Genomic DNA, 23824 nt, shown 5'->3' on the forward strand with positions numbered 1-23824 from the left:
GTGTTTTCCCTCCCTGCGCCCACCCACCCGGCCGTCTTGCTCGGTCGCGTCCCTGTCCCCAGGAGCTCTGGGTACCAAACCGCGGGACAGGGTCTCGGGAGTGCGGCGGTTCGGTGCGGTGCCCATCACGGGTTTGATCCGGGCCGAGACTGACGATAACGAGGAAATCTCGGCAGATCACGTCTTGATAACTTAAGAATTGCATGAAGCGAATAACAGTAAAAATGGCCTTCATGCAGGTTGGCTATGCTGGAATTCGTAAATCCGATCGGTCTGTTATATGCCTGTGATGTGATTTAACTCACTGTGAAAATGTGACTCCAGTCACGTTTCGGGCGTGTTTTGCGGGGACACGCGCGCTCGGACGCCGTCAAGTCGGAGGTTTTCCGGTCGCTACCCTCCGGTTCGCAACCGTCCGGATGGTTGGCACACCCGCCAAGATCGAACCCGTAACCCGTCGAATCTGCTCTGACCAGCCGATTTGGTACTGGCGACAGCCCGTGTGTAATGTTGTGTTCACCGACGCGGGGTGGAGCAGCTCGGTAGCTCGCTGGGCTCATAACCCAGAGGTCGCAGGTTCAAATCCTGTCCCCGCTACTAGCGAAATGGCCCGGAACCTTTTGGTTCCGGGCCATTTTCGTTTTCGGCCAGCCACCGGGGATGCCGGCGGTCTGCCCGGTCCTGGTCGGCGTAGCCGCGGCGCGCCTCCGGATCCCCGAACGCCTGTCGAATGTGACCGGCCAGGACCGCCGCGAGGGCGGGCCCGGTCCGGGGTCGGGTCAGGGGGTGGGTGCGACGCAGCGGAAGCTGGCCGGGGACGCCGGGTCGCCGTCGCCGTTGTAGTGGGAGACGAACGGGAGACGGCAGATGTCGCGTGAGACCGTCTGGCCGGTGGCGGTGGTCAGGTCGGCCCGCAGGACATCCGGTGCCTGGCCGTGCTCGACCCACGCGGTCAGGGCGGTCAGGTCGTTGCTGCCGGTGAGGGCGCAGTGCGCGACGCCCGGTGCCAGGAAGACGCGGTAGAAGTCGTCGACCTTGGCGGTGCCGCCCAGCTGTGCGTCCACGCGGTTGCGGTAGTCGACGGTGCCGGCGGTGGGGATGAGCTGGTCGGCGTCGCCCTGCCAGGTGATGATCTTGCCGCCCGCGTCGCGGAACGCCGACAGGTTCGGGTCGGCGGTGCCGATGATCGGGTCGAACTCGGATCGGGCCTGTTGGAAGATCTGATCGAACTGCGCGTAGGTGAGGTTCGCGGTGTCGAAGGCGGGCTGCTTCCGCACGAAGTTGGCGACCCATTGGGCGGGAACGGGGAACGGCGCGCCCACGGTGATGCCGTCGGGGCCGGTGGTGCTGGCAGTCAGGTTGCTGAAGTCGGCGCCGATCGGCAGGCCGTACCAGAGCCGCTGGCCGTTGCCGTCGCGCGGGCCGTCCCAGATCTTGCGGACCACTTCGGCGTCGGCCTCGCTGATCGTGTATTCCTTGCCGTCGCACGCGACCTTGGTGCCGATCAGGCTGCGCGGGTCGAAGTCGCATCGGCTCGGGTCACTGATCAGACCGTCGGCAACGCCGTCCTGCGGATCGCAGGCCTTGACCGCGGCCTGGTTGAACGTATTGAACTCGCACGTGGTCGGGAAGGTGTGCGCCTGGTTCATCACCACCTGCGGCCAGAGTGTGGCGACCTCGAACTGATTCCAGTTGATGGCCGGGGCGTCGGCGTTGATGCCGTTGAAATCGGTTGGGTACTTCTGGGCCTCCATGTAGCCCTGTCGTCCGCCGGTGGAGCAGCCGTTCCAGTAGGCGTAGGACGCGGCGTGGCCGTAGACGTCATTGACGACCTGCTTGCCGACGACGGCCAGTTCGTGCACCGAGCGGGAAGAGAAGTTCTCCAGCAGCGCGGTGTCGATCCCGCCGTTCGAGTTCAGCGCCCAACCGCTGTTCAGGCCACTGGTATCCACGCCGGCGTCGGTGGTACCGACCGCGTAGCCCTGCTTGACGGCCGCGGCCACGCCGCCGATGTTCCCGGCGGCGTAGGCGGCGCCACCGACCGCCTGGAAGCGGCCGTTCCAGCCGGACTCCGGTAGCCAAACCTGCACCCTGGCATGGTCGTTCGCGCCGGGATGGGTCAGAGTGACCGTCACTTCGCAGTGTGCGGGGACCTCGGGCACGGGGTAGCCGCCCAGTGGCGGGGTCCCCGGAACCTGGAACGTTCCCGTGGGGACTGCGGTCGCGGTCAGGGACTCGACGGTCGTGCCTGCCGGTGCGGGTATCTGAAATGTGTTGCAGTTGAACGCGTTAGCGCTCGCCGCGGTGGTGGCGGAATCGTCCGACCTGTCCACCAGAGCGTAGATCGCGGCGGCGCCTGCCACCGTGACACCGACGGTTGCGAGTGCCAGTACTCGTCGTTTCAAGATCTCTCCTCGGTTGGAATTGCACCTACTGTGTCCGGGGTGCCAGCACCGACACATCAGTCGGATGACGCTCGGTCGACGTAATTCGGGTTCGGACGAGGCTCTCGGCGAAGAAGCCGGTGCGCTGCTCCACGGTCGGACCGACGTACTGCTCCTTGTCGTGGAGGTCGCCATGACTCGCACCCTGGATCAATGAATCCTCTTGGGCCCCAACGCCTTGTCGAACATGGCCTGGAGGGCCGCGGGATCTGTGATTGCGCGGGCGGCCTCGATGCCGGCGACCACCGCCTCGACATCCGCTGCCGCCGTGAAGTATCCGGAGTCGAGCATGGCCGATGACCCACCCAGCCCCTTCCCGCGCGGCAGCGGCACCGGTGTGCCCGAAAACCGCTGTGGCACAGTTCGATCGCCCCATCCGGCGGATGAGTTGGCGAGTGTCGGCCAGGCCGAATCGGGAAGAGCGGCAGTGGTGTTCATGGACACCACCGTCGCGCCGGGCCGGAGGCATCCGCATCCATCAGCTGGCGGTGATCGCGACGTAGGTAATCGGGTCGCGGAACGACGTACGTCGATGCCAGCGTCACCTGACGGATGTGCCGCCCGGGCTCGGCGACGACAGTGGAATCGTACAACCCGCATCCACCCGCTAGAAGGACGAAATCCCATGGTCGACAACGGAAATGGCCGCAACAAGCGACGTGCTACCCGGGCCGCCGCCGCACTCGTGGCCGGTATCGCGGGCATCGGTCTCACCGTCGCCTGCTCCTCGAACACCGTCACCCACGCCGGTCCCGACGAGGACGCACCGCGACCGACCATCGTGCTGGAGCATGGCGCGTTCGCCGACGGGTCCAGCTGGAACGATGTGATCGCGAGGTTGAGCAAGGACCGGTATCCCGTAGTGGCGGCGGCCAACCCGCTGCGCGGTCCGGGCAGTGACGCCGCCGCGCTGCGCAGCGTGATCAGCCACATCGACGGGCCCGTCATCCTGGTCGGGCATTCCTACGGCGGCTCGGTCATCAGTGCCGCGGCAGCCGGAAACGACAAGGTCAAGGGGCTCGTGTACGTGGCCGCGTTCCTGCCCGCGACGGGCGAGACCGCGCTGGAACTGACCGGCAAGTACCCCGGCTCCACGCTGCCCGGCACCTTGAATCCGGTGCCGTTCACCAATGCCGACGGCAGCGCCAGCACCGATCTCTACATCCAGCAGGACAGATTCCGCGCGCAATTCGCGGCCGACGTCCCCGAGGATCGCGCCGCCCTCGCCGCAGCGGCGCAGCGGCCGATCGCCCAATCCGCGCTCGAGGAGAAGGCCACGGTCGCGGCCTGGACCGAGAAGCCCAGCTGGGACATCGTCACCACCGAGGATCTGAACATCCCGGTCGAGGCGCAGCGATTCATGGCCGACCGCGCCCACTCCAAGGTCACCGAGGTCGACGCCTCGCATTCGGTCGCCGTCTCACATCCGGATGTGGTCGCCAAGGTGATCGAAGAGGCCGCAGCGGCCACACGCTGACCCGAAAACCCAACCACCACAGGAGGACACGATCATGGATATGAAGCTGGAAGTCGTCGTACTGCCCGTCTCGGATGTCGATCGCGCGAAGGCGTTCTATGCCGAGCGACTCGGATTCCGGCTCGACGCCGATTTCACTGTGGACGATGGCTACCGCGTGATCCAGGTGACCCCGCCCGGCTCCGCATGCTCGCTCATCTTCGGAACCGGCGTTACCGCCGCCGCGCCCGGCTCGTTGGACGGCCTGCATCTCATCGTCACCGATATCGAGCAGACCGTCGCCGAACTCACCGAACGCGGCGTCGCGGTCGACGGACCGTTCCGGGACGCGACCGGCGTCTTCCATCACGCCGGAACGGTGGATCGCGTTGCGGGAGCGGATCCGGAGCGTCGCAGTTACGGCTCCTTCGCCGCCTTCCATGATCCGGACGGCAATGGCTGGTTCCTGCAGGAAATCACTCAGCGCGCACCCGGCCGCTGACCGCCGGCCCGAAAGCGAACACCATGTCCGACAACAACATCCAAACCTACGACGTCATTGTCCTCGGGGCCGGGCCGGTCGGTGAGAATGTCGCCGGCCGCACCGCCGCCGCCGGACTCAGCACCGTCATCGTCGAATCCGAACTCGTCGGCGGCGAATGTTCGTACTGGGCTTGTGAACCCAGCAAGGCGCTGTTGCGTCCCGCGCTGTTGTACGCGGAGGCCGCGCGGTTCCCCGGCGTACAGAACGCGGTGTCCGGACCACTCGATGCGCGCGCCGTGTTGAAGCACCGCGATCGCATGGTCGGCGATTGGAACGATCAGGGCCAGGTCGAATGGCTCGAATCCGCTGGTATCGCATTGATTCGAGGCCACGGGCGAATCGATGGGGTCCGGCGGGTGACGGTCGAGACCCCCGACGGCGGCATCGCGCACCTGCACGCCCGGTACGCGGTCGCGGTCTGCACCGGTACTCGCGCGGCGCTGCCGCCGCTGCCGGGTCTGGACGCGGTGCGGCCGTGGACCAGCCGCGAGGCCACCAGCGCCCGGGAGGTGCCGCGTCGGCTCGCCATTCTGGGTGCCGGGGTCGTCGCGGTCGAAATGGCCACGGCCTGGCGGGCTCTCGGCGCCGAGGTCACTCTCATCGCCCGGGAGTCGCGGTTGCTCGGCCGCGTCGAACCCTTCGCCGCGGATTTGGTGGCCGACCGGCTCCGGGCCGCGGGCGTCGAACTGCGTTTCGGCGCGGGCATCGTGACCGCCGAACGATCGGGCGGGCCCGATGACAGCGTGCATCTGAGCCTGCATGACGGCACCCGGATCGTCGTCGACGAACTGTTGCTCGCGACCGGGCGTGCGCCGCGTACCGATGACATCGGTATGGAGACGGTCGGTTTGGTCCCGGGGGAGTGGCTCACCACCGATGACGCGTTCACGGTGACCACGGTCGAGGGCGAATGGCTCTATGCCGTAGGCGATGTCAATCGCCGGGCGCTGCTCACCCATCAGGGCAAGTACCAGGCGCGGATCGCGGGCGCGGTCATCGCCGACCGCGCGGCCGGTCGGGAGCTGGACACCGCGCCGTGGGGAAAGCACACCGGGACAGCCGATCTCATGGCCGTTCCACAGGTGGTGTGCACCGATCCGGAGATCGCGGCCGTCGGCCTCACCACCGAGGACGCGGCGCGAACGGGCCGCACGGTCGATATCGTCGATTACGACATCGGCCGGGTCGCCGGTGCGCTCCAGCATGATCCGGACTATCGCGGCCGTGCGCGGATTCTCATCGATCCCGAGCGCCGGGTGATCGTCGGCGCCACCTTCGTCGGAGCGGGTGTCGCGGAACTGCTGCACTCGGCCACCATCGCCATCACCGGCGAGATCACTGTGGACCGGCTCTGGCATGCGGTGCCCGCGTTCCCGACCATCAGTGAGGTGTGGCTGCGGCTGCTCGAGACCTATCGGGACCGGAGTGCGAAGTCCTGGTCCGCCCGCGCGGAATAGCGTCGTATGAGCGTCGGAGATTACGTCATTCGACGCTCGCGGCGCTCGCTCGACGGCCCCTAGCGTCGGCGCTATGACGACGACCACAGCTCAACTCGGACTCGCGGCCATCGCGGAGGGAGAAGGCGAATGATCACCTACGACCGGCTCTACATCGGCGGTGCGTGGGCCGAACCCAGCGAACCGGCACTGCTGGAGATCCTCTCTCCGCACGATCGATCACTCATCGGCGTCGCGGCGCAGGCGCAACCCGCCGATGTGGACCGCGCGGTGGCGGCGGCGCACGCGGCCTTCGAAAGCCGCGCGTGGCGTGATACCCCGCCCGCCGAGCGAATCACGGTGCTGCGCAAGTTCAATGCGCTGCGCGAGGAACAGGCGGACCGGATCGCCGAGCTCATCACCGCCGAAAACGGTTCTGCCGCATGGTTTACCAAGGCGGGCCAGGCCGGTTTGACCCGGCAGGCGAACGCCTACCTCGTGGCCGCCGAGAATTTCGACTGGGAGCGCACCCTGACCCCGTCGGACCCGGATGCGCGGGTGCGCAGCGTGGTTCGGCGCGAACCGGTCGGTGTGGTGGCGGCGGTCATCCCGTGGAATTCGCCGTTCTCCTCCGCGACATCGAAGATCCTGCCCGCCCTGCTCACCGGAAATTCGGTGGTGCTGAAGGTATCTCCGGAGAACTCGCTGAGTATGGGCTTGCTGGCCGAGCTGGTGGATCGACTCGACTTGCCGGACGGGGTGATCAGTGTGCTTCCGGCGGAACGGGAAACAAGCGAGTACCTGATCTCCCACCCGCTGGTGGACAAGATCGCGTTCACCGGCTCGACGGGGGCCGGTCGCCGGATCGCGACCATAGCGGGGGAACAGCTCAAACGAGTCAGTCTCGAACTGGGCGGTAAATCGGCGGCGATGATCCTGCCCGATGCCGATCTGAGCGCGGTGATGACCGGCCTGAAATACGGTTCGCTGCTGAACAACGGCGAATCCTGCATTGCCCAAACGCGGATCCTCGCTCCGAATTCCCGCTACGCGGAGGTGGTTGCGGCGCTGACGGCGCTGGTCGAGTCGCTGCCGGTCGGTGATCCGCGCGATCCGGAAACCTTTATCGGCCCGATGGTCCGCGGCGATCAGCAACAGCGGGTCCGCGACTACATCGAGATCGGCATCGGCGAAGGCGCTCGCCTGGTCTGCGGCGGCCCGCAGCTCCCACCCGGTGTGTCCGACGGCTTCTATGTCACCCCAACGGTTTTCGCCGATGTGATGCCGACCATGCGCATTGCCCGGGAGGAGATCTTCGGCCCGGTCCTGGTCGTCCTCGCCTACGACGACATCGACGATGCGATACGCATCGCCAATGACTCCGAGTACGGGCTCTCCGGTGGCGTCTGGTCGGCGGATGAGGACGCGGCGGTGGCCGTCGCCCGGCGCATCCGGACCGGCACGGTCACCATCAACGGTGCGCCGGTCGGATTCGACGGTCCCTTCGGTGGCTTCAAGGCCAGCGGTATCGGCCGCGAATACGGTGCCGTCGGTCTCGGTCAGTACACCGAATATCAGACGATCACCCGCTGACGCCGCTGGTAGGGTGGTCGGGTGCTCATCGAGGAAGTCGACAGAATCTAGCCGCCCAGTCGAAGGCGGCGCTTCTCGCACATACTCCGCTCGGTGCCCGGTATCGGTTACGGCCCGGGACTTTCGCCTTCGTCTGGCTCCGTCACGTCCGAAATCACGTGCGGCCGCTCGTTCACGAGCAGGAAAGAGTCGACGACACATGTCCACATCCATACCCGCTGCCATCACCCTGCGGAATCTGTCCTTCGAATGGCCCGACGGCACCGTCGCGCTGGCCGGGCTCAACGGAACATTGAGCACCGGGCGCACCGGTTTGGTCGGCCGCAACGGCGCCGGGAAATCGACGCTGTTGCGGCTGATCGCGGGCATCCTGACACCGACGTCCGGGCGTATCGATACCACCGGCGAGGTGGGATACCTGCCGCAGACGCTCACCCTCGGCCGCGATGCCACCATCGCCGAATTACTCGGTATCGCGGGCAAACTCGCGGCGCTGCGCGCGATCGAATCGGGGGAGACCGCCGAAGAACACTTCGAGACCATCGGCGACGATTGGGACATCGAAGCCCGCGCCGACGAGTCGCTACACGAAATAGGTTTCAGCGCAATCGATCTGGATCGCCGGGTGGGGGAGATCTCGGGCGGCGAGGCCGTACTCGTCGCGATCACGGGGCTGTCGATCGCGTGCACGCCGATCACCCTGCTCGACGAGCCGACCAATAACCTCGACCGCGAAACCCGGGCCAAGCTGGCCGGATTCGTGGACTCCTGGCCGGGCGCCTTGGTAGTGGTCAGCCATGATCTCGAATTGCTCGAGCGAATGGATGCCACCGCCGAGCTGCATGGCGCGGCGCTGGAGGTGTTCGGCGGACCTTACAGCGCCTGGAAACACTACGTCGACCAGGAGCAGGCGGCGGCCGTTCAGGCGGCTCGGACCGCCGAACAGGCGTTGAAGGTCGAGAAGCGGCAGCGAATCGAGGCCGAGACCAAGCTCGCCAGACGCGAGCGCACCGCCCGCGCGACGCAACGGGACGGGGGGATTCCGCGAATTCTCGCGGGCAACCGGGCGAGCCGGGCACAGGGCTCTGCAGGCGCCATGCGCACCACGCTGGAAACGAAAGTCCTTGCCGCCCAGGACAATCTGGATGCAGCGGCCGCACGGGTCCGCCGCGAGGAGCATATCCGTCTCGAACTGCCCGATCCGGATGTGCCGCGCAGTCGCCGCATCGCGGAACTGAGCGATGGTGATCGGCGCATTGTCATTCAGGGCGCGGAACGCGTCGCCCTGATCGGCCCCAACGGTGCGGGAAAGTCGACGCTGATCGAGCACCTGCTCGCGGGCAGTCACCCCGAACGCGGCACCCTGTTCATCGATCGGGTGGGGTATCTGCCGCAGCGTCTTGACAATCTGGATGAGCGGGCCAGCGCGCTGGACAACGTCCACGCCGTGGCCACCACCACCTCGCCGGGAACGATTCGAAATCACTTGGCCCGCTTGCTGCTCCGCGGCAGCAGCGTGGAACGGCCGGTCTCGACGTTGTCCGGCGGTGAGCGTTTCCGAGTGTCCCTGGCGCGCTTGCTGTTCGCCGATCCGCCGCCGCAATTGCTGATTCTCGACGAGCCCACCAACAATCTCGATATCGCCAGCGTGGATCAGCTGGTCGAGGCCCTGACCGACTATCGCGGCGCGATAGTCGTTGTCAGCCACGACTATCCGTTCCTGCGCAGGATCGGCATCGATACGGTCATCGAGCTCGATACCGATGGCGGTATGCGGCGTCGCGACGCCCTGTAGACAGCGTAGCGCCGGACCCGGCTGTACTGCCGGGCCCGGCGGTGGGTGCGGTATCAGAGGTGGTCGGCGTCGATGATCGCCTGGGCGAACGGCTGGGGCGCTTCCTGCGGGACGTTGTGCCCGATACCGTCCAGCACACGGTGCTCGTACTTCCCGGTGAATTTGCCGCGGTAGCTCTTCCCGTCCTTGGCCGCTCCGTCGAAGTCGCTGCCGATCGTGATGGCGGGCACGGAGATTGCCGGTCCGGTGGCGAGTTGCTGTTCGTAGGCGTCATACTGCGGCTCGCCAGGCGCCAGGCTCAAACGCCACCGGTAGTTGGAGATGACGATCTCCACCTGGTCGGGATTGTCGAACGCGGCGGCGCTGCGATCGTAGGTGGCGTCGTCGAAATTCCAGGCAGGGGAGGCGCGCTTCCAGATCAGCTTGTTGAAGTCGTGCCGATTCCGGTCGTAGCCGAGGCGGCCGCGTTCGGTGGCGAAGTAGTACTGGTACCACCAGCCGAGTTCGGCTTCGGGCGGCAGCGGCTGTTGCTGTGCGGCCTGCTGGGTGATGAGGTATCCGCTCACCGCGACCATGGCCTTGACGCGCTGCGGCCACAGCGCGGCGATGATATCGACGGTGCGTGCGCCCCAATCGAATCCGCCGAGTACAGCCTTGTCGATATGCAGGGCGTCCATGAAATCGACGATGTCGCGCGCGATGGCCGACTGCTGTCCGTTGCGCACGGTCTGCGCGGACAGGAAGGTGGTCCCGCCGTAACCGCGCAGGAACGGGACCAGCACCCGGTATCCGGATGCGGCCAGCTGCGGGGCGACATCGGCGTAGCTGTAGGCATCGTAGGGCCAGCCGTGCAGCAGGATCACGGGTTGCCCGGTGGCGGGACCGAATTCGGCGTAGGCCACATTCAGGACACCGGCGTCGATCTTCTTGATCGGTCCCAGGCTGGTATTCGCACCCGATCCCGCCCGCAGGGCCGCGCCCGGAGTGGTGGTGATCGCCGGCGTGGGGGCGGAGTCCGTGGAGCAGGCGGTGAGGGAAGCCGCGGCCACGCCCGCCGCCAGCACTCCGGCGAATAGTCCGCGTCGGTTGATGTTCATGCCATTGACGCTAGGCAGCGCGCCCACCCCGCCGCGTGCGTCGGATGACGTAATCGGTGTCGATCGGCCCGCGCGGCCGATCGATCAGCTCGCCGCTTCCTCCAGGGTGGGCAGCAGCGCCGCGAGGTCGCCCCGCGAGCTGATGCCGAGCTTCGGGAAGATCCGGTGCAGGTGGGTGCTGACCGTCCGATGCGACAGGTACAGCCGCTGGCCGATCTCCCGGTTGGTCAGCCCCTGCGCCGCCAATTGCGCGATGGACAGCTCGTGCGGGGTCAGCCGCTCGCGAGCGTCCGGGTCGCGATTCGGGCTGGATTCCCCCGCGCTGCGCAGCTCCAGGCGGGCCCGCTCACTCCAGGCGGTGAAGCCGAGCGCATCGAAAATCTCTCGGGCGGTGCGCAAATGGGTGCGAGACTCGACGACTCGGCGCTGCCGCCGCAGCCATTCGCCGTAGGCCAGGTGCAGGCGGCCGCGTTCGGCGGGCCAGCCGGTGAGATCCGCCGCCAATGCCACGGCGAACAGCTCGGAGGCCGAATCTCCGGCGAGAACCGCTCGCGCGTAACGCATTCCGATGTGCAAGGCAGGCGACGACGTCGATGCCGCCACCGGTTCCAGTCCGCGCAGCAGGTCCGCCGCGGCATCGGTCTGTCCGGCGCGGACCGCGGCCTCGGCGAGTTCGGTGAGGAAACACGCGCGCAGCGTCAGCGAATACGACGGGTCGCGCGGATCATGGATGCGGGTCAGATCGGTGAAGGCGTCATCGAATCGGCCCTCGCCGAGCGCGGTGAGCCCCCGGGTGAGCTGCACGGTGGCCAGCACGGGCCGCGCGCCGGCGGCCAGTCCGGCGCGTTCGGCCTCCGCGGTGAGCGCTGCGGCCTGCGCGTAATCCCCACGCAGCGCCGCGATTTCGGCCTGCACCGCGATAACGGTCGCGTGCATGAAGGGCTGCCCGGTCTCCAGGGCGAAGGTCGCGGCCTCGGCCGCGATGGGCGCGGCGGCGGCGAGGTCGCCGAGCCGGGCCAGGCTCCAGGCCTGGATCGCGAGTGCGCGGGTCAGCAGTCCCAGTTGCCCGGCGGCGCGGAATCCGGGTGTGGCCGCGGCGGCGAAGTGAGCCGCGAGGTCGAAGGCGCCGACCTGGTAGGCCGCGCTGCTGAGAAAGTGATCGACGTCCGTATCGCGCCCCGTGCTGGTGGCCAGTGTCCGCAGGTGATCGAGGACCTGCTCGCCGCGCTCGAACGGAGCCACGATCGAGTCGATCGCGAGCTTGGCCGGGTCGCCGTCGGGAATGCCGAAGGTGTCGGCGACGGAGAGCACCGCGTGACGGATCTCGGGTCCGGGTTCGGACCAGAAGCACCGCGAGGCGGCGGCCCACAGGATCCGCAGCGCGGCATCGGGAAATCCGTCGGTGGCGACCGAGGCCGCCAGCGCGGCCAGTTCCCCGATGTGCGCGGGACTTTCGCGCATGCCGTCCTCCAGCCCGCTGAGCACCCACTTCGCGGTGGCCTCCTGCTCGGCGGTGAGTGGGAGCGTGCGTGCGGCGCCGACCAGTCGTTCGACCGTCTCGCGGTGGCCGGAGTCGACGGCGAGCTCGGCCGCCCGCAGCAGGCGATCCGCGCGGCGGACGGGAGTGGCGCTCAGGGCCGCGGCACGTTCCAGCGCCGCGATCGCGCCTCCGCGATGCCGGGACCGTTCGGCCGCGTCCTCCAGTGCGGCGGCCACGTTCTCGTCGGCGCCCGATGTACCCGCCGCCCGATGCCACACTTGGCGATCCGGCGATTCGCCGAGTGTCTCGGCGAGTGCCTGGTGTGCGCGTCGGCGTTCCTCGGCCGTCGCCGCCGCGACCAGGGCGGACCGAACCAGCGGATGGCGGAAGGTCACCGTGCCGGAACCGGTGCCGATCAACCGGGCCGCCACCGCGGGCGCGAGCACTTCGGATGTCACCGCGGTTTCCAGGAGAATCCCGGTGGCGGTGAGTGTTTCGGCGGACGAATCGCCGTCGTTGAGGGCGGCGACGAGCAGCGCCGAGCGGGTCGGCCCGGGCAGTGCGGAGCCACGCGCCGAGAACGCCCGTTCCAGCCGCTCGGTCAGGGGCAGCGCGAGGGCGGTCTCGGTGAGATCCGCTGCGGCCATGGGTAGTTCGGCCAGCGCCAGCGGATTGCCATGGGCCTCGGTGAGCACTCGGTGGCGGAGCGGGGCGGGCAGGTTCGGTGCGATGGTGTCCAGGAGCGCGTTCGCGGCGTCGTCGGGCAGTGGGCCGAGTCGCATGACGGTCAGTCCGGCGTCGCGCAGCGGCGACGTCCTGGAGTCGCGCGAAGTGGCCAGCACCGCAACGGGTTCGGAGTCGATGCGGCGCGCGACGAAGGCGAGCACCTCGGCGCTGGCCATATCGAGCCAGTGCAGGTCCTCGGCGACGACCAGGACCGCGCGGTCGGCCGCCGCGTCGGCGAGCAGGGTCAGCGCGGCGAGACCGACCAGGTGGATGCTCGGCTCGTCGGTGCTGTCCGACATGCCCAAAGCGGTTGCCAGCGCGTCGAACTGGCGTGGCGGCAGGGCATCGAACTCACGTCGCAGCGGGTACAGGAGTCGGTGCAGTCCGGCGAAGACGAGATTGCTCTCGGCCTCCACCCCGGCGGTCCGCAGCACCCGCAATCCCGCGGCGGTCGCGGCCGTCGCGGTCTGCTCGACGAGCGTCGATTTCCCGATGCCGGGTTCGCCCTCGATCAGGATGCCGTTCCGGTCGCCGAGGCCGTCCACGAGCGCGGCCAGGTCTTTCAGTTCGGTGTCGCGTCCGAACAACGGCATGGTGCGGAATCCTCCTCCGGGCCCCGACGGTATCGGGCCCGGTCGTGACCCTACCGAAACTGGATTACGTCAAGACAGCGTCATCCGACAGATTCGGCGCCCTGTCACCGGCGGCGAAGGTATTTCCATGGCTACCATTCGCTTTCACCTGATGTCCACCCTGTCTCCCGCCGAAGTCCTGCAGGTGCTCACCGATTTCGGGCCCACCCGTCCCGAGGCGTGGCCGAGTATCGACGCCGAACACTTCACCGTTCACGAACGCGGCGAAAACTGGGCCGAGGTCACCGAGGGCACCGCCGCCGCCTGGGAACGCGCCCGCTACGACTGGGTCCCGGGCGGCGATACCGTCACCGTCACCACGATGGATTCCAAACTCTTCGGTGCGGGCGGCGGTTGGGTCTTCAAGATCACGCCCGACCTGCCCGGTTGCCGGGTCGATGTCGAACTGACCCGGACCCCGCGGGCATTCAAGGGCAAGATTCTGGCGGCACTGCTGCCCCTGGTCGGGCCGTCCTCACTGCGCAAGTCCTTCGCTACTCCGCTACGGGCCGCGTGATGTCCGTGTCGAGCGATGAGCAGACCGGCGCGCCCGAACGACCCCCGATCGCGGAGCTTTTCGTCTGTGGCCCGATCGCGGTGCTGATCTGGTCGGAGACCGCCGTACTGCACGGTCGTGGACCATCCCCGCGGCAACTCATGGGCCAGCACCGCGGGGTGTCGGATGCGCCGCGCTCAGCCCACGGGCAGCGCGCTCGCATCCATCGCATGGTCCAGGGTCAGGGCGGCGTCGATCAGTGAGAGATGTGTGAAGGCCTGTGGGAAGTTTCCCAGTTGCTCACCGGTGAGGCCGATCTCCTCCGCGTACAGGCCCAGATGGTTGGAGTAGGTCAGCATCTTCTCGAAGACCAGTCGTGCCTGCGTCAGGTTTCCGGCCCGGGCCAGGGCATTGACGTAGTCGAAGGTGCAGAGTGAGAAGGTGCCTTCCGAACCGCTGAGCCCGTCCGGCGACGCGCTCGGGTTGTAGCGGTGGACCAGGCTGTCGGTGACCAGTTCTCGCCGGATGCCCGAGAGCGTGGACAACCACATCGGGTCACGGGGCGCGATGAATCCGACCTGCGCCATCCGCAGCAGTGCGGCATCGAGCACCTCGGCGTCGTAGCGCTGGACGAAGGCCCGGCGGCGTTCGTTCCAGCCGCACGACCACAGCTGTGCGTCGACGAGGTCGCGCTGGCGGCGCCATTCGTCGATCGGGGCGAGTAGGCTGTGCCGTTCGGCCAGGCGGATGCCGCGATCGAAGGCGACCCAGGTCATCAGCCTGCCGTAGGTGAAATCGGCACGGCCGCCGCGGGTTTCCCAGATGCCCTCCTCGGGTTGATCCCAGTTGATCGCCAGCCAGTCGAGCAGTTCGGTCACCTTCTGCCAGCCCTCATGTCCGATCCGCAGCCCGCTCCGATCGGCCGTGTCGATACTGTCCAGCAGTTCGCCGTAGATATCGAGCTGGAGTTGGCCGGAGGCGTCGTTGCCGATGCGGACGGGGCTGGAGCCGCGGTAGCCCTCCCAATGGCCGAGGACCTCCTCGCGTAGATCCGCCGAGCCGTCCACCCGGTACATGATCTCGAGCTGTGTGCCCTTGTCCTGGTAGCGGCCGCGCAGCCAGGCCGCGAACTCCGTTGCCTCCTCGGTGAAGCCGAGCGAGAGCAGCGCGGAGACGGAGAAGGAGGCGTCTCGGATCCAGGTGTATCGGTAGTCCCAGTTCCGTTCGCCGCCGATCATCTCCGGCAGACCGGCGGTGGGTGCGGCGACTATGGCCCCGGTCGGTGCGTAGGTCAGCAGTTTGAGGGTGATCGCGGCGCGATGCACGATCTCGCGCCAGCGACCGCGATAGGTGCAGTGCGCCAGCCAGGTATGCCAGAACTGGACCGCCTGGTCGAACATCGTCTCGATCTCCGCCACCGGGATCGCCATCGGTATACCCGGTGCTCCCGATTCGAGGACGAAGCCGCGAACCTGCCCGGCCGCCAAGGGAAGTAGGCCGTGCAGGCTGCCATCCTCGGTGACCTGCACCTGTGCCAGCTGATCGTCGCCGGGTTCGCGGACCGCGTGCAGGGTGAGGCCGGAGCTGCCGCTGTCGAAGACCGCGCCATCGGCGGTGAGCCGGGTGGTGTGGGTGCGGCGACCGTAGTCGAAGCGCGGTGCGATATCGAGCTCGAAGGTGATGCGCCCGCGTACACAGCGCAGCATGCGGACCAGCCGGTGGGTGTCGGTGCTGTCGCGTCCGGCAGGGGGCATGAAGTCGATCACCTCGCCGGTGCCGATATCGGTCATGAATCTGGTGATGAGGATGGCGGTGTCGGGGAAGTACATCTGCTGGGTGCGATAGGGCCGTTGCGCCGGGCGTACCCGGCAGTGCCCGCCGCGCTGATGGTCCAGCAGTGACCCGAACACACTCGGGGAATCGAAACGGGGACAACAGAACCAGTCGATGGTGCCGTCGGTGGAGACCAGTGCTGCGGTCTGTAGATCACCGATCAGACCGTGGTCGGCGATGGGCGGGTAGTGAGACATGCGGCTACTCCTCTGATCTGTCGCTTGGACGGAAATCGATGGGAATCAAGATGATTCGTGCTCCGGGTCGGAGCGCGCGAAGCCTTCCAGCGCCATCAGCACCAGCCCGGCGGCCGCGGCGATGCCGATGACGACCATGGCGGTGGGATAGGACCAGAACATCAGGGCCAAGGCGGCCACGGTGAGTACCGCCACCCGCAGTGGAGTGCGATGGCGGGCAGCGAATTGCTCTGCGGCGCTTGGCTTGCCATCGCCACGACGACTCCGGATGGCGTCCGGGAGACGGCGGAACTCCTGTCGTACCGTGCGGGCCGAATGTGACGGCCCGGCCAGGTAGGCCCCGGTCGCGATGAACAGGGCCAGTGCCGCGATCGCCCGCATACCGGTGCGCAGCGGGGTGACCACGGTGTCGAACAGTGCCCGTGCCGCATCGGGTGACATGGTGTCCGATGGGATCGACTCGAGGTAGAGGCCGCGCGTGATGATGAGCGCGACGCCGAGCGCGATCATGGAGATGGCTCCGCTGAGTCCGGCCAGTGCCAGTGCGCGCAGTCGAAATCCCTTCGGGGCCAGTCGAACCGCGCCGATAACGCAGCCCGCCGCGATCCACGGGAGGATATTCGCGGCCCGGTCGAGGGCGCGCACGATGCGCTGGGCCTTGGGCAGCTCGGTGGATTCGAAGAGTACGAAGCGGGTGTCGATCTCCGGAATGCGGTCGGCGAAGGCGAATCCGCGCGCGTCGAGTTCGGTGCGCACCTTCGCCACGATCGGCTGCAGGGAGATGCTGACGGTGCCGTCGGCGTCGACCTCGATTCCGGGTCTGGTCTGCCCGGTCACGATGCCGACCAGGCTCTGGTGCACGAGCCGGTTCGCGCTGATCCACGCCTGTGCGAATTCGTCACCGGCGACGAATGATCGGGCGGTCTGGTGAATGAAGGATTCGGCCTGTGCGGCCACCAGCGGCGGCAGACTGCTCAGCGCGGCGGAGATGCGCGGCCGGTCCGCCAGTTGCGACACATTCTCGGTGAGTGCGTCGACGGCCTGGGCGGTCAGGCCCGCGATATCGACATGGGTGACGATGGCCGTGGTGAGCCGATCCGCCAATTCGTTCTGGATGGCCGGGTCGTCGGCGAGCGGTGCGACGGTGGCGACATAGTGATCGGTATCGAAGATCTCGCTGCGGGCGAAGCGTGCGGTGACCGTGCCGAAGAGCAGAATCCCGGTGAGCGTCAACAGGATTCCGACGCCGGTCCAGCGCAGCGGGTGCCCGTTCCGGTGTGTCCGGGCGGCGCTGGCGGCGCGCAGTCGCTCCAGTTCCGCGCGTTCGTCATCGGACAGCGGGTCGCCGCGGTCCATATTCTCCGTTGTCATGGTGATCTCCTGTGGTGTTGCGGAAGTCCGTCACCCGGAATCGGCCGACGGCGGACCGATGGCGCGTGGAATGCGCTCGGTCCCGAACAGTGCCGAGAGCGCGAACAGTGCTGTCACCGCGAAGGAAACGCGCAGGGCCAGCAGTGGGGAGTCGGAGGAGTTCAAGGCCGCGAGCAGGACCGATCCGATCAGCGCGGTGCCCAGACAGGTGCCGAGGCTGGTCGCGGTGTTCTGTAATCCGCCGACCTCGTCACTGCGCGAATCCGGCAGTGCCGCAAGGGTTACCGCGCCGAGTTGGGAGGAGAGCGCGCCCAGGCCCAAACCTAGGAACAGCATCGGGACAGTGACCACACCGGCATTGGCGCTCGGATCCATTCCGGCGGTGAGCAATAGGATTCCGACGATCATCGAGAGCAGTCCGAGTCGCACCACGCGGCGGGGACCGGCCCGCGGCGCCAGCTTGGGAATCCCGATCGCGGTCAGCACCAGTGCGGCCGAGAGCGGCAGGATACGCAGGCCGGTCTCGAGCGCGCTGAGCCCGAGTAGCACGGATAGGAACAGTGGCACGGTGAAGAACACCGCGCCCTGAATCAGAAACTGCGCGAAGAACATTCCGAGCCCACCGCGGAGTTGCCGGTTCGAGCGCAGTCCGGGATCCACCAGCGGTAGCCCGCCGGTGCGCACCAGGTACAACTGCCAGCGCAGAAACCCGTACAGCACAACGATTCCCGCGAGAATCAGCCAGATCACCGGTGACAGGCCGAGTAGTCGCGGTCCATCCGGTCTGGGTGCGATCCAGCCCCATTCGCTCGAGCGCAGCACTCCGGTGACGGCCAACCCCAGGCCGAGGGCCGAGAGCGCGGCGCCGGGAATATCGAGGTGGCCCGGGACCGGTGGCGCGTCCGCGATGCGGCGCAGGGTCAGCAGAATGGCGATCACGACGACGACCTCCCCGAGGAAGACATAGCGCCAGGAGGCGTAGGTGGTCACCGCGCCGCCGATCAGTGGGCCGACCGCCACGGCCGCGGCGCCCGCCGCGGCGATCAGGCCGTAGGCGGCGGTGCGGCGCTCCGGAACGATATTCGCCGATACCAGGGCGACGATCGCGGGCATGATCAGCACCGCGCCCAGGCCCTCGAAGAATGACCAACCCAGTAGCAGCACAGCGAGATTCGGTGCGACAGCGGTGGTGAACGAGCCGATGCCGTAGACGATGAGGCCGAGCCGGAAGGCGCGGCGGCGTCCGAGCATGGCGCCGATTCGGCCGCCGGTGATCATCATGCTGGCCATGACCAGGGTGTAGAGCGTGATCGCGGTCTGAATTCCGGTGATGGGGGTGCCCAGGTCGTCCGCCACACTGGCCATCGATACGTTCATGACCGAGCTGTCCAGGGTCATGAGGAATTGGCCGGAGGCCAGAACAGTGAGCACCAGACCCGAACCGGTGGGATTCGGTGCGCGGGCGCTTTCGCTGTGCCGCACCGGAATCAGCCGATCACCATTCGCTTGAGATGGGCGAATTCTTCCGGGCTGATCGCACCCTCGTCCAGGAGTTTCTTCGCATCGGACAACTGCGCGGTGGTGTCCGCGCGGGCGACCTGCCTGATGTAGTCGTTCTGTGCCTCCTGCCGCTGAATGCTTTGCGCGGCAGCTCGCGCCGCCATCGAATTTCCCCGGGTAATCAGATAGATCAGTGCGGTGATGAATGGGAGGAACAGCAGGAATAGCACCCAGATGGCCTTCGTCCAGCCGGAGACGCTGCTGTCGCGGAACAGGTCGGCGAGTATCGAGAACAGCAGCATCAGGTACGCGAAGAACAGGAAGCTCAGCACGATGAACCACACGATGTCCCAGAATGACATTTTCCGACAACCCTTCTGTGTCCCGGGTTGATCCCGGAATGGGTGATACGGAATCGACCCTGCGACCGCGGCCGGAGTTTTCCCTCGTTCGCAACGGATGAATTCGGTTCCCGTCGCCGGATCCAGAGCTTCGCCGTTTCCGGGTTCATCCGATCCGGGGGAGGCGAATCGACTGTGCGGGGCGCAGGTTCGTAATGCACCCAACACTGTCGAGAAAGGGTTGACCATGACATTCAGCGCAGAGACCGATCGCGTGGTGCGTCAGGAGCGGACACCCGGGGGAGCCGTAGCGGCGGCGATCCTGCTGGTGACCGTCGGCGTACTCGATATGTTGCAGGGCATCTCCGCGGTGGCCGCCGATCAGCTGTACTTCATCGGGCTCGAGTATCTCTACAAGTTCGACACCACGGCTTGGGGCTGGATACACATCGTGACCGGAATCGTGTTGATACTCACCGGAATAGGATTGATGAGCGGTACGGCGTGGGGGCGCGTCGCGGCCATGTCGGTGGCGGCGTTGTCGATCATCGCGAACTTCATGTCGCTGCCGTACTACCCGGCCTGGTCGATTCTGGTCATCGTGCTGGATGTGGTTGTCATCTGGGCGGTGGCGACGTGGCACTCGCAGGCGGACTGAGCGTCGCGACCCGGCGTCGCCGGGTGCGAGCGGATGTCGTTGCGGGATTGACGATCTGGGCGGCGCTGGTACCCGAGGCGTTCGCCTTCGCCACCATCGCCGGCGTGCCGGCGGTGACCGGGTTGTACGCGGTCATTCCGGCCCTGCTGCTGTACGCGCTGACCGGCGGTTCCAGACATGTTCTGATGGGGCCGATGTCGGCGACCGCGGTGCTCTCGGCCGCGGTGGCCGCTCCGATCGCCGCCGCGAGCGGTCATCGTTTTCTGGCGGTGACCGCGGCGCTCGCGCTGGTCAGCGGGGTGGCCGGAATCCTGGCCGGTCTCGCTCGCCTGGGTACCGCGGCGGCCTGCGTATGCGCGCCGGTGCTGGTGGGTTTCATCACCGGTCTGGTCTTGACCGGAATTGTCATCCAGTTGCCGAAGTTGTTCGGGATGACCGACTTTCAGGGGAACTTCGTCTCCCGAGCCTGGTCGGCCGGTGTGCACCTCGGTGCGGGTGAATGGCGTACCACCGTGCTCGGGATCGGTGCGTTGCTCGTGGTGCTGATCGTGAAGCGTTGGGCGCCACTGCTACCCGGCCCGTTGATCGTGGTGATAGCGGGTGTCGCCCTGGTCCGGCTGTTCCGGCTCGACCAGACCGGGATGGCGGTGGAGCCACCCGTCGAACCCGGATTCCCGGTGCCGGATCCGCCCGCGATCACCGCGCATGATCTGGTGGCGCTGGTGGGTCCGGCACTGGCGGTACTGCTGATCGGGTTCGCGCAGGGGCTGTCCGCCGCGAAGGCGGATGCGGCTCGTACCGGGGACGAGGTGGACGTGCGCCGGGAAATGCTCGGCTTCGGTTTCGCCAATCTCGGAGCGGGAGCGTGTTCGGGAATGGTGGTCGGCGCCAGTCCGTCCCGGACGGCGGCAATGGATCTGGCGGGGGCGCGAACTCGATTGTGCGGTGCGGTCGTCGCGGTGTTCACACTGGTGACGCTGGTGCGTTTCACCGGCATGTTCGAGGGGCTGCCCACCGCCGTTCTCGCGGCCGTCGCGATCGCCCTGCTGATCGAGGTGCTGGATGTGGCCGAGCTGCGCAGGTTGCATCGGGTGTGGCGGGAGCGGTCGCACAGTGTGTACCAGCGCACCGTCGTGGGTGATTTCGGTGCGGCGGCGCTCACGCTGCTGGCCGTGCTGATCTTCGGTGTGCTCGCGGGTCTGCTGACGGCTGTCGTACTTTCGCTGCTGTTGACACTGCGCCGGACGGCGTGGGCGCGGCTGGTGCGCCGCCGTGCCACTCGGGTACGCGATATCGGCCCGCTGGCGCTGGGCAGCGCGCGAATCGTCCCGGTGCGGTCCGGATTGTTCTTCGCGAATGTGGAGAGCCTGCGGCAGAGCGTCTTTCGCAGCTGCGACCCACACGCCCGGCTGGTGGTCGTGGACGCGCGGGAGTGTCCGTTCATCGATATCACCGCGGCGGGGGAGCTCGGCCGATTGAGTTCGGCGCTGGCCTGGCGCGGTGTGTCGTTGCGGGTGGCCACCGGTACGGACCGGGTCGTCGATTCGGCGCGGCAGGCCTGGTCCCGAGGCGGCCCTCTCGGTGTGTATCCCACGGTGGAGGAGGCGCTGTACGACAATGTGATTCGCTGATCAGAGCAGCCCGCTGCGGCGCGCCAGATCGAGTGCGCCCGCGCGGGAACTGGTACCGAGCTTGGCGTAGATACCACGCAGATGCGTCTTCACCGTGGTGATGGAGACGCCGAGGATTTCGGCGATCTGCTGGGCGGTGCGCCCGGAGGGCAGTTGATTCAGGACGGTCAGCTCGGTCGCGGTGAGGTTGGGCTGGGAGTGCGGGCGGTGGACGGCGGAGTGGCGGCGGACCATATCGGCGAATTCATTGTCATGTCCGAAGGTTCCGGTGTGTTCGTCCAACAGCGCACAGGCGCCGGGGACATCGAGGAAGGGGCGCACGAGATGATCGGGCGCCGCGCGGCGTACGGCGGTGGCGATGGCGGCACGCGCCTTCGGCGGATTCCGCAGTGCGGCCTGCGCGCTCGCCTCCACCGTCCACGCGGTGACCGTGGTCAGCGGATGCCCGGGCTGCGCCGCGGTGAGCAATGGTTCCACCAGTGCCCGTGCGGATTTGGGGCGATCCTCGATCAGGAGCAGGGCGCGGGCGAGCACGATATCGGCGGTGTCGCCCAGCAAGGCGCCGGCCTGATCGACGATCGCGCGCGCGGAGTGCGTTCCGCCGACCTCGAGCAGAACCCGGGTCACATGCGGTATGAGCCGGCTGATCGCGGCGGGCAGCAGCGGCGGCCGCCGCAGTAGCGCCGCCGTACCGCGCCGAAGCGATTCGGCCGCGTCGTACTGGTCGTCGTCGGTGTCGAAGGTGAGCAGCCGCCCGAGAACCTCCGCGTAGCGTCCGGCGCTGGGGGCCGGTGTGCCGTCGGGCAGGCGGTGTCCGGGCAGCAGGCGGGCTCGTTCGATGCCCGATGGTGCTGTGCCGCGCAGATATTCGGCGAATGCCGCTACCGCCGCGGCTTGGCGGGCATCGCGGGAGTCGAGCAGATCGTGTGCGGACGCGACGTCGGTGGCGCGCTCGGCATGCTGTCGCATGCGGCCCAGGGCGCCGCCGAGTCCGGCCGCGACCGCGCGGCGGGTGGCGGCGCGCATGGTGAGTCGGGCGTTCCCGGTGGAGTCGGCCAGTGCGAGGCCCCGGCGAAATTGCTGATCCGCGGAGGCGATATCGCCGCGCGCCATCATGACGGTGCCGAGCTGAATCGCTGTATAGCTGTCCAGATCTGGCTGTCCGGTGGTCGGAAGGCGTTGTGGAATACGGAATTCGGTCAGCCCCGCACCGGTCGCCAGCGCGATTCCGGCGGTGCCGGCCAGGGCGAGCGGGGTCAGCCACGGATCGGGGGCGATCGTTCCGGTCTCGCCGGGGCGGCGCAGCAGCAGATCCAGCTGGACCGTCGCTTTGGCGATACTCTGCTGTTCGAGCGCGGCGACGGTGCGCATGGCGCGCAGGAACGGGTCGGCGGCCAGCGCGGGCCTGCCTTGTTCTATCTGCTGAAACAGGTTGGGGCCATTGCCATTGAGCACCACACGCAGCGCCTGCTCGCGGAGGAACTCGCGCAAGGGTTCGGGGTCGGGGCTGTGGAGCAGATGGGGCAGGGCGGACATCGGGCGACCGGTGAACAGGTACCACTCGGCGGTGCGCGCGTGCAGCTCGGCGCAGGTCTTCGTACCGCGGTGGCGGAACTCGGCGAGCAGATGTGCGCGTAGCAATGGGTGGTAGGTGAACCAGAGCTCGCCTTCCCGGGCCGTATGCAGTACCGGGAATTCGAGCTGTGCGAGTTCGTCCAGGAATGGTTGTGACGTTGTGCCGGTGACGTATTCGGCCTGCGCCGCGGTGTACGCGACCGGAACGCTCATGATGGTGACGAATCGGCGGAGGTGTTCGGGCAGCGGCTCGAGGATCTCCTTGTCGAACAGATCCGCCATGGTGGGTGGGACGAGTGCCAATTCGGCCAGCGCGGTCGGCCGATCGTGGTGTGCCGCGAGATGTCGCACGGCGATTCGGACCAGCGCGGCCCAGCCGCGGGTGAGCCGCATGATGGTGCCGAGTTCGGTATCGGTGACCCGATACCCGTGCCGGTCGCACAGCTGCCGTACCCGGGCCGCGCTGAACGCGAGATCCGGCGCGCGTAAACGAGATACGCCGCCGCGCAACTCCATGGTGTGCCAGCGCAGCGGTGGGTCGTGGCGGGCGGCCAGCACGGTGGTGAGGTTGGCCGGACCATTGTCGAGAAACTTCTCCAGAAATGCGATCGACTCCGGATCGATGATCTCGTGTGCGTCGTCGATGACGAGAATGTTCCGATCTCCGCGCGCACCCAGCGCGGTGGCCAGGTGCGCGGCGGAGTCGGTCTCGGGCGGGGCGGGGTCCAGACCGAGGCATTGCGGCAGTGCGGTTCTCAGCTCGACCGCTCCGGAGTTCGTTCCGGTCATGGTCAATCGGCCGATGTGGGTGCCGGAGCGCGTGCGGTGCGGCCGATTTCCGAGCCAGTCGGTGATCAGTACGGTCTTCCCGCTGCCCGCGGGCGCGGTGATTCGCACCACATGGCCCGCCGCGGCCAGGACCGCGGCGTCGAAGCGGGCGTAGAGCTCGGGTCGTCCGATCGGCTGGACTGTGTTCCGGTCGATCTGCGCGCGAAAGGAATCGGTCATCGTCCCCTGCC

At 67.5% G+C, this 23824-nt stretch carries 18 protein-coding genes and 1 tRNA gene; 10 read left to right on the forward strand and 9 right to left on the reverse strand.

What is annotated here, in order from left to right:
- The first annotated feature begins 523 nt into the window (after positions 1-523).
- Positions 524-597: transfer RNA gene (locus tag OHB26_RS18645), tRNA-Met, on the forward strand.
- Positions 598-779: 182 nt separating this feature from the next.
- Here the strand turns inward: OHB26_RS18645 and OHB26_RS18650 are convergent.
- On the reverse strand, positions 780-2405 hold the full coding sequence (locus OHB26_RS18650; RefSeq protein WP_330185411.1) for a tannase/feruloyl esterase family alpha/beta hydrolase: 1626 nt from the start codon (positions 2403-2405) through the stop codon (positions 780-782).
- A 64-nt stretch (positions 2406-2469) separates the two neighbouring features.
- Between OHB26_RS18650 and OHB26_RS18655 the strand changes: the two genes are divergently transcribed.
- A complete protein-coding gene (locus OHB26_RS18655; protein WP_330185412.1) occupies positions 2470-2601 on the forward strand; it encodes a hypothetical protein in 132 nt (43 codons plus the stop codon).
- Here the strand turns inward: OHB26_RS18655 and OHB26_RS18660 are convergent.
- On the reverse strand, positions 2595-2882 hold the full coding sequence (locus OHB26_RS18660) for a hypothetical protein (protein ID WP_330185413.1): 288 nt from the start codon (positions 2880-2882) through the stop codon (positions 2595-2597). The two genes, OHB26_RS18655 and OHB26_RS18660, sit on opposite strands and share 7 nt — an antisense overlap.
- A gap of 187 nt (positions 2883-3069) precedes the next feature.
- Between OHB26_RS18660 and OHB26_RS18665 the strand changes: the two genes are divergently transcribed.
- The 5 genes from OHB26_RS18665 (at position 3070) to OHB26_RS18685 (ending at position 9268) form a co-directional block, all read left to right on the forward strand.
- Positions 3070-3921, forward strand: coding sequence for an alpha/beta fold hydrolase (locus OHB26_RS18665; protein ID WP_330185414.1), 852 nt, complete (start codon positions 3070-3072; stop codon positions 3919-3921).
- A gap of 40 nt (positions 3922-3961) precedes the next feature.
- Positions 3962-4402 (forward strand): VOC family protein, encoded by a 441-nt coding sequence (locus OHB26_RS18670; protein ID WP_442942974.1) that lies wholly within the window; start codon positions 3962-3964, stop codon positions 4400-4402.
- Positions 4403-4425: 23 nt separating this feature from the next.
- A complete protein-coding gene (locus OHB26_RS18675; protein WP_330185416.1) occupies positions 4426-5901 on the forward strand; it encodes a dihydrolipoyl dehydrogenase family protein in 1476 nt (491 codons plus the stop codon).
- A gap of 129 nt (positions 5902-6030) precedes the next feature.
- Positions 6031-7473, forward strand: a complete 1443-nt coding sequence (locus OHB26_RS18680; protein ID WP_330185417.1) for an aldehyde dehydrogenase — start codon at positions 6031-6033, stop codon at positions 7471-7473.
- Between the two features lie 199 nt (positions 7474-7672).
- On the forward strand, positions 7673-9268 hold the full coding sequence (locus OHB26_RS18685) for an ABC-F family ATP-binding cassette domain-containing protein (protein WP_330185418.1): 1596 nt from the start codon (positions 7673-7675) through the stop codon (positions 9266-9268).
- Positions 9269-9321: 53 nt separating this feature from the next.
- Here OHB26_RS18685 and OHB26_RS18690 read toward each other — a convergent pair whose 3' ends face one another.
- Positions 9322-10365, reverse strand: coding sequence for an alpha/beta fold hydrolase (locus tag OHB26_RS18690; RefSeq protein WP_330185419.1), 1044 nt, complete (start codon positions 10363-10365; stop codon positions 9322-9324).
- Positions 10366-10449: 84 nt separating this feature from the next.
- Positions 10450-13164 (reverse strand): AAA family ATPase, encoded by a 2715-nt coding sequence (locus OHB26_RS18695; protein WP_330185420.1) that lies wholly within the window; start codon positions 13162-13164, stop codon positions 10450-10452.
- A 127-nt stretch (positions 13165-13291) separates the two neighbouring features.
- Here OHB26_RS18695 and OHB26_RS18700 point away from each other — a divergent pair, with 127 nt between their 5' ends.
- Complete coding sequence (locus OHB26_RS18700; protein WP_330185421.1) at positions 13292-13720, forward strand: hypothetical protein; 429 nt, start codon at positions 13292-13294, stop codon at positions 13718-13720.
- A 176-nt stretch (positions 13721-13896) separates the two neighbouring features.
- Here the strand turns inward: OHB26_RS18700 and OHB26_RS18705 are convergent, their stop codons facing one another.
- The 4 genes from OHB26_RS18705 to OHB26_RS18720 are packed head-to-tail and all read right to left on the reverse strand — an operon-like array spanning position 13897 to position 18962.
- The gene (locus OHB26_RS18705) at positions 13897-15729 is read right to left on the reverse strand and encodes a glycoside hydrolase family 15 protein (protein WP_330185422.1); all 1833 of its coding nucleotides are present in this window, start codon (positions 15727-15729) and stop codon (positions 13897-13899) included.
- Between the two features lie 45 nt (positions 15730-15774).
- The gene (locus OHB26_RS18710; RefSeq protein WP_330185423.1) at positions 15775-17100 is read right to left on the reverse strand and encodes a hypothetical protein; all 1326 of its coding nucleotides are present in this window, start codon (positions 17098-17100) and stop codon (positions 15775-15777) included.
- 30 nt (positions 17101-17130) lie between these two features.
- Complete coding sequence (locus OHB26_RS18715; protein ID WP_330185424.1) at positions 17131-18582, reverse strand: MFS transporter; 1452 nt, start codon at positions 18580-18582, stop codon at positions 17131-17133.
- 5 nt (positions 18583-18587) lie between these two features.
- Positions 18588-18962, reverse strand: a complete 375-nt coding sequence (locus OHB26_RS18720; RefSeq protein WP_330185425.1) for an SHOCT domain-containing protein — start codon at positions 18960-18962, stop codon at positions 18588-18590.
- Between the two features lie 226 nt (positions 18963-19188).
- Between OHB26_RS18720 and OHB26_RS18725 the strand changes: the two genes are divergently transcribed.
- Both OHB26_RS18725 and OHB26_RS18730 read left to right on the forward strand, forming a co-directional pair.
- A complete protein-coding gene (locus tag OHB26_RS18725) occupies positions 19189-19599 on the forward strand; it encodes a DUF7144 family membrane protein (protein ID WP_330185426.1) in 411 nt (136 codons plus the stop codon).
- Complete coding sequence (locus tag OHB26_RS18730; RefSeq protein ID WP_330185427.1) at positions 19578-21230, forward strand: SulP family inorganic anion transporter; 1653 nt, start codon at positions 19578-19580, stop codon at positions 21228-21230. The genes OHB26_RS18725 and OHB26_RS18730 overlap by 22 nt, the downstream gene beginning before the upstream one ends.
- On the opposite strand, the gene OHB26_RS18735 is transcribed toward OHB26_RS18730, so the two are convergent.
- Positions 21231-23813 (reverse strand): LuxR C-terminal-related transcriptional regulator, encoded by a 2583-nt coding sequence (locus OHB26_RS18735; protein ID WP_330185428.1) that lies wholly within the window; start codon positions 23811-23813, stop codon positions 21231-21233.
- Between the last annotated feature and the right edge of the window lie 11 nt (positions 23814-23824).

This window comes from Nocardia sp. NBC_01503 (assembly GCF_036327755.1).
Taxonomy (GTDB): domain Bacteria; phylum Actinomycetota; class Actinomycetes; order Mycobacteriales; family Mycobacteriaceae; genus Nocardia.

Bases quoted from the DNA above. Each gene is read 5' to 3' on its own strand.
- OHB26_RS18680 (WP_330185417.1), top strand. From the start codon at position 6,031: ATGATCACCTACGACCGGCTCTACATCGGCGGTGCGTGGGCCGAACCC.
- OHB26_RS18705 (WP_330185422.1), bottom strand. From the start codon at position 15,729: ATGTCTCACTACCCGCCCATCGCCGACCACGGTCTGATCGGTGATCTA.
- OHB26_RS18690 (WP_330185419.1), bottom strand. From the start codon at position 10,365: ATGAACATCAACCGACGCGGACTATTCGCCGGAGTGCTGGCGGCGGGC.
- OHB26_RS18710 (WP_330185423.1), bottom strand. From the start codon at position 17,100: ATGACAACGGAGAATATGGACCGCGGCGACCCGCTGTCCGATGACGAA.
- OHB26_RS18665 (WP_330185414.1), top strand. From the start codon at position 3,070: ATGGTCGACAACGGAAATGGCCGCAACAAGCGACGTGCTACCCGGGCC.
- OHB26_RS18735 (WP_330185428.1), bottom strand. From the start codon at position 23,813: ATGACCGATTCCTTTCGCGCGCAGATCGACCGGAACACAGTCCAGCCG.
- OHB26_RS18670 (WP_442942974.1), top strand. From the start codon at position 3,962: ATGAAGCTGGAAGTCGTCGTACTGCCCGTCTCGGATGTCGATCGCGCG.
- OHB26_RS18720 (WP_330185425.1), bottom strand. From the start codon at position 18,962: ATGTCATTCTGGGACATCGTGTGGTTCATCGTGCTGAGCTTCCTGTTC.
- OHB26_RS18725 (WP_330185426.1), top strand. From the start codon at position 19,189: ATGACATTCAGCGCAGAGACCGATCGCGTGGTGCGTCAGGAGCGGACA.
- OHB26_RS18675 (WP_330185416.1), top strand. From the start codon at position 4,426: ATGTCCGACAACAACATCCAAACCTACGACGTCATTGTCCTCGGGGCC.
- OHB26_RS18700 (WP_330185421.1), top strand. From the start codon at position 13,292: ATGGCTACCATTCGCTTTCACCTGATGTCCACCCTGTCTCCCGCCGAA.
- OHB26_RS18660 (WP_330185413.1), bottom strand. From the start codon at position 2,882: ATGAACACCACTGCCGCTCTTCCCGATTCGGCCTGGCCGACACTCGCC.
- OHB26_RS18695 (WP_330185420.1), bottom strand. From the start codon at position 13,164: ATGCCGTTGTTCGGACGCGACACCGAACTGAAAGACCTGGCCGCGCTC.
- OHB26_RS18685 (WP_330185418.1), top strand. From the start codon at position 7,673: ATGTCCACATCCATACCCGCTGCCATCACCCTGCGGAATCTGTCCTTC.
- OHB26_RS18655 (WP_330185412.1), top strand. From the start codon at position 2,470: ATGACGCTCGGTCGACGTAATTCGGGTTCGGACGAGGCTCTCGGCGAA.